General features: G+C 57.7%; 5 protein-coding genes. All 5 read left to right on the top strand.

From position 1 onward, the window contains the following. The first annotated feature begins 268 nt into the window (after positions 1-268). The gene (locus ACTO5E_RS10095; RefSeq protein WP_482303361.1) at positions 269-928 is read left to right on the top strand and encodes an HD domain-containing protein; all 660 of its coding nucleotides are present in this window, start codon (positions 269-271) and stop codon (positions 926-928) included. Positions 929-937: 9 nt separating this feature from the next. After that, entirely contained in the window at positions 938-1,405 is a 468-nt protein-coding gene (locus ACTO5E_RS10090) for a hypothetical protein (protein WP_482303360.1), read from the top strand. A gap of 125 nt (positions 1,406-1,530) precedes the next feature. Further along, positions 1,531-2,778: a serpin family protein gene (locus tag ACTO5E_RS10085; protein ID WP_482303359.1), complete on the top strand. Its 1,248-nt coding sequence runs from the start codon at positions 1,531-1,533 to the stop codon at positions 2,776-2,778. A 165-nt stretch (positions 2,779-2,943) separates the two neighbouring features. Next, a complete protein-coding gene (locus tag ACTO5E_RS10080; RefSeq protein ID WP_482303357.1) occupies positions 2,944-4,728 on the top strand; it encodes an ABC transporter ATP-binding protein in 1,785 nt (594 codons plus the stop codon). Further along, positions 4,721-5,176 (top strand): ABC transporter transmembrane domain-containing protein (locus ACTO5E_RS10075; protein WP_482303356.1); only part of this gene is annotated, 456 nt, incomplete at its 3' end. The genes ACTO5E_RS10080 and ACTO5E_RS10075, both read left to right, overlap by 8 nt.

Raw genomic sequence — 5,176 nt, 5'->3', positions numbered from 1 at the left:
AGATTGATCGTCAGATGGCGTCAAAATTTTTTGACAGGCGTCAGCCTGCCTGCAAAATTTTGACGCCATCTGACGATCAATCTGACTGCGCAATCTGCCCACGTCTCATTCCGGGATAGGCTCTTAGAATGATTATACCTGGCCAGGGAAGAATGCGCAAGGGGAAATTTGGGTGGGGAAGGAGGCCGCTCGCTGTTTTGGCAGTCTCCGGCTTGCTTTCTCCCCATGCATGTGATACAATGAATCCAAAAAACTACAGGAGCATGTTATGATCACTTACGACCAGATCAAGCAAGACCCCGCCATCAAGACCTATATCGCCCAGGCCGACGCCTCTATGGCGGCGCTGGGCTTTACCGAGCACAGCTTTGCCCATGTGGGCCGGGTCTCTGACACGGCCGGGTATATTCTGCGCACGCTGGGCTATCCGGCCCGTCAGGTGGAGCTCACCCAGATTGCCGCCTATCTGCACGACATCGGCAACCTGGTCAACCGGGTGGACCACAGCCAGAGCGGGGCTGTCATGGCCTTTCGCCTGTTGGACAACATGGGATTTCCCCCGGAGGAGATCGCTCTGATTGCCACTGCCATCGGCAACCACGACGAGGGCACTGGGGTGCCTGTGAGCCCCGAGGCCGCAGCGTTGATTCTTGCGGACAAGTCTGACGTGCGCCGGACCCGGGTGCGGGGCAAGGACCCTGCCGGGTTTGACATCCACGACCGGGTGAACTACTCGGTCACCGGCTCGCGGCTGGAAATTGACCCCAGCAAGGAGGCTATCTGGCTCCGGTTGGAGATCGACCCCAATTTTAGCTCGGTGATGGAGTATTTTGAGATATTTATGGCCCGTATGCTCCTCTGCGGCAAGGCGGCGGAGAAGCTGGGGCTGGAATTCAAGCTGGCCATCAACGGCCAGCAGGTGATCTAGGAGGCCTTTATGCAGTATTGTACCAAGTGCCGCCGACTGTGTGAGGACGCTGTCAACCGCTGCCCGGCTTGCCGCAGCCAGAATCTCCGGCCCGCCGGGGAGGAGGACATGGCGTTTCTCTGCAGGTGCGAGGCCTACGAGGCGGAACGTCTGTGCCAGGCCCTGGACGGAGCAGGGATTGCCCACAGCCTTGAGGACAGAGGGAGTGGATATTTCTCCTTTGACAGCGAGGACTCTCCCACCGGGAAGGAGCTCTATGTGTCAGCCGGGCAGATGGAGGCCGCCCGGCAGCTGGCCGCTCAGGTGGGCTGGGAGCTGGAACAGGAGCAGCAGGAGCAGGAGGGCGAGCCGCCCTCTGCCAAACGACTGGTGGGGGAGATACTATCGGTGCTGGTCTTTTTGCTGCTGATTATGGCAGCGGTCTACGGCGCGGACGGGCTGGCTAATTGGTTGAAGTCCTTGGTGGGCGGAGGCTGAAGATTTTTGTAACCAACCCTTTCTCCATGACGATTTTATAAATGGAATGGCTGAACGCAGGCGAATGCGGGTATGCGGCCCCATGTGTCTCAGCGGATCATGTTGCAGGAAAGGTGGAATCTGTTATGAAACGGAAAAGGTCTCTTGTTCTGTCCAGCATCTTTTTGTCCTTGCTGCTGGCGTTGACTGGCTGCGGCGCTGCGGGAGGCGACCTGATGGCGGGCGTCCGCCCCCGAAAGACCGGCGGCGGGGCTGACCGGCAGGGCCCGGGCGCAGACGCCTGCGCGGAGCTTGGCCTGGAGCTGCTGCGCCGCGCCCAGGAGGCTCAGCCGGGAGAGGGGGTGCTGGCCTCCCCTCTGTCTGTGCTCAGTGCATTGACTATGACGGCGGGGGGAGCCTCCGGCGCGACCCTGGCCCAGCTGGAGGCTGCTCTGGGCCTGCCGGAGGACCAGCTGCGGGAGTGGATCGCTGCCTATTCCAGCGGCCTGCCCGATAACGGGAAGGCCAGTCTTCACCAGGCAAACTCCATCTGGCTGCGGGAGGGAGCGGTGAAGGTGGAGAAGGACTTTTTACAGCAAAACGCAGACTATTTCAGCGCGGATGTCTATCAAAAGTCCTTTGACGGCACGACTCTCGAGGAGCTCAACGACTGGGTCAAGGAGAACACCCACGGGATGATCCCCCAGATTCTTTCAGAGTTAAAGTCCGAGGCCATGCTGGTGTTGCTCAATGCCCTGGCCTTTGAGGGGGAGTGGGAGAGCGTCTACGACGAATATGCGGTGCGGGAAAAGCTGTTCACCCTGGCGGACGGCACAGAGACCCAGGTGGACATGATGTTCTCCTCTGAGGGATATTATCTGCGGGACGGGGAGGCGGCGGGCTTTCTTAAGCCCTACGCGGGCGGCGAGTATGCCTTTGCCGCTCTGCTGCCCCCAGAGGGCCAGTGCCTGTCAGACTACCTGGCAGGCCTTACCGGCCAGCGGCTGCGGGCTGTGCTGGCCGGCGCGCAGAAACAGGAGGTGCTGGCGGGGCTTCCCAGATTTGAGGCAGAGTACAGCGCCCGGCTGGATGGGCTGCTTCAGGAGATGGGCGTGACCGACGCCTTTGACCCGGCGCGTGCGGACCTCTCCCGGATGGGCAAAACAGAGGACGGTATGCCGCTGTATATCAGCCAAATTGTGCACAAGACCTATCTCTCGGTGTTTGAGCAGGGCACAAAGGCTGGCGCGGCCACGGCGGTGGTGGCAGAGGCAGGGTCTGCCCTGCCGGATGAGCTGCCCCAGGTCTATCTGGACCGGCCCTTCCTCTATATGATTGTGGACACAGAGACCTGCACCCCTGTTTTTATCGGCACAATGGAAAACCCGGCCTGAGGGCTATAAATATTTTATAAACTCCCGGAGGATTTAGAAGCCTCTGGGAGTTTTTTATAAAAATAGCGGAAATTTATTTATAAAAGGACTGGAAAAAAGAAGAAGACTATGCTATAATAAAGCCTTGTGAAGAAGAATTCCAAGAGGGAAAAGGAGGAATCTGATTTGATCATCGGCAAGCACATCAACCGTTATTATCTGAAGTTCGGGTGGGTTTTGCTGCTGGGCCTGGCCGCTTTGGTGGCGGTGGACTATTTCCAGCTGATGATCCCCAACCTGTACCAGATGGTGATCAACGGCGTAAACCAGGGCTATGTGGAGATTGACGGCCAGCAGGTGGCCTTTGACCTGGACTTTCTGCTGGACCGGATTTGTATGCCTATGGTGGGGGTCATTCTGGCTATTGTGGCCGGACGTTTTTTGTGGCGGCTGGCCTTTATGGGCAGCGCCATCCGGCTGGAAGCGGACCTGCGCAACCGCATGTTTGACAACGCCAAAAACCTGAGCCGGGAGTTCTATCAGGAGAACAAGGTGGGCAACCTGATGAGCCTGTTCACCAACGACCTGGACACGGTGCAGGACTGCTTTGGCTGGGGCGTGCTCATGTTTTTCGACGCGCTGTTTATGGGGACTCTGGCAGTGATGAAAATGTGGAGCATGAACCCCCTGCTCACCCTGTTCTCCATGATCCCCATGGCCCTGTTGCTGTGCATGGCCACCATGGTGGGCAAAAGTCTGATGCGTAAGTGGGACATCCGGCAGCAGGCCTTCTCCAATCTGTCGGACTTTTCTCAGGAGAGCTTCTCAGGCATTGCGGTAATCAAGGCCTTTGTGAAGGAGAGTAAGGAGCTGCTGGCCTTTCAGAAGCTGAACCAGGAGAACGAGGTGGCCAACATCAACCACACCAAGACCTCGGTGCTGTTCCGCATTTTTGTCACTCTGTTCATTGAGAGCGTGGTCTGTGTCATTTTGGGCTACGGCGGTTTTCTGGTGTATCAGGGCAAGTTCAACGCCGGACAGCTGGTGGAGTTCATCGGCTACTTCAACTCGGTAGTGTGGCCCATCATGGCTGTCAGCGAGCTGATCGACATGACCAGCCGGGGCAAGGCTTCTCTGGACCGGGTCAGCGAGCTGCTGGACGCTAAGGTCACTGTGGCAGACAAGCCCGGCGCCAGGCCCCTGGAAAAGATTCGGGGAGATATCGAGTTCCGAGACCTGAGCTTCCGTTACCCTGACGGGGAGTTCGACGCCCTGGAGCACATCTCCTTTACCATTAACGCCGGTGAGAACGTGGGGCTGGTGGGCAAAACCGGCTCTGGCAAGACTACCTTGGTGGACCTGATTCTGCGTACATATAATGTGCCCGACGGCGCCCTGTTTATAGACAGCCAGGATGTGAACGATGTGACCATCCACTCCCTGCGGGATGGCTGCGCCTATGTGCCCCAGGACAATTTCCTGTTCTCCGACACCATTGAGCACAACATTGCCTTTGGTGTGGAGGACTATGACGACAGAACCATCACCCAGTATGCCAAGCTGGCGGACATTCACCACGACGTGAAGGGCTTCCAGCACGGCTATCACACCATTCTGGGGGAGCGGGGCGTTACCGTCTCCGGCGGACAGAAGCAGCGCATCTCCATTGCCCGGGCGTTGATGAAAAATGCGCCCATTCTGATTCTGGACGACTCTGTCTCAGCGGTGGACACCAAAACCGAGCGGGCCATTTTGGGGAACCTGCGGGCCACCCGGGCGGGGAAGACCACCATCCTCATCGCCCACCGTATTTCTACCATCGAGCAGATGGACAAGATTCTGTTTATCGACCAGGGCAGGCTGGTGGCAGCAGGCGCCCATGCGGAGCTCTACCAGAGCTGCCCTGAGTACACCAAGATGGTGGACCTGCAAAGGTTGGACGAGGAAGGGAGTGAGCACAGCAATGCGTGAGTTTCTGCCGGTTCTGATTGTAGGCGGCATTATCGGTATGTTCGCCCTGGTTTTTGTGGCGGCCTTTTTTGCCGCCAAGCGGAAAAACGTCCTGGAAAACCGGGAGCGCAATATGCCCGACTCGGAGATCGTCAAGCGGCTGCTGGTCTATGCCAAGCCCTACCGCAAGAAGTTTGTGCTGGTGTTTTTTGTTATGCTTGTGGCTAATGTCTACTCAGTGGTCTCTCCGCTGGTAATCGGCCATATTGAAGAGACTGTAGTGGGCGATTTCGAGCTGTCCTATCTGTTCCGCATTGTGCTGGTATATGTGTGCATTCTGCTGGTCTCGCTGCTGTGCACCTACATTCAGGCCATGGTGCTGCAGCAGGTGGGGCAGAAGATTCTCTCCGCCATGCGGGAGGATGTGTTTACCCACATTGAGAGCCTCAGCCATGAGCAGCTGAATAAT

The sequence above is a fragment of the Acutalibacter sp. genome (assembly GCF_056800975.1).
Note: the sequence above shows the minus strand (reverse complement) of the source record. Positions and strands in the feature narration are given on the sequence as shown.

Excerpts from the sequence above, each read along its gene's own strand:
- ACTO5E_RS10095 (WP_482303361.1), top strand. The coding sequence starts at position 269 with ATGATCACTTACGACCAGATCAAGCAAGACCCCGCCATCAAGACCTAT.
- ACTO5E_RS10090 (WP_482303360.1), top strand. The coding sequence starts at position 938 with ATGCAGTATTGTACCAAGTGCCGCCGACTGTGTGAGGACGCTGTCAAC.
- ACTO5E_RS10085 (WP_482303359.1), top strand. The coding sequence starts at position 1,531 with ATGAAACGGAAAAGGTCTCTTGTTCTGTCCAGCATCTTTTTGTCCTTG.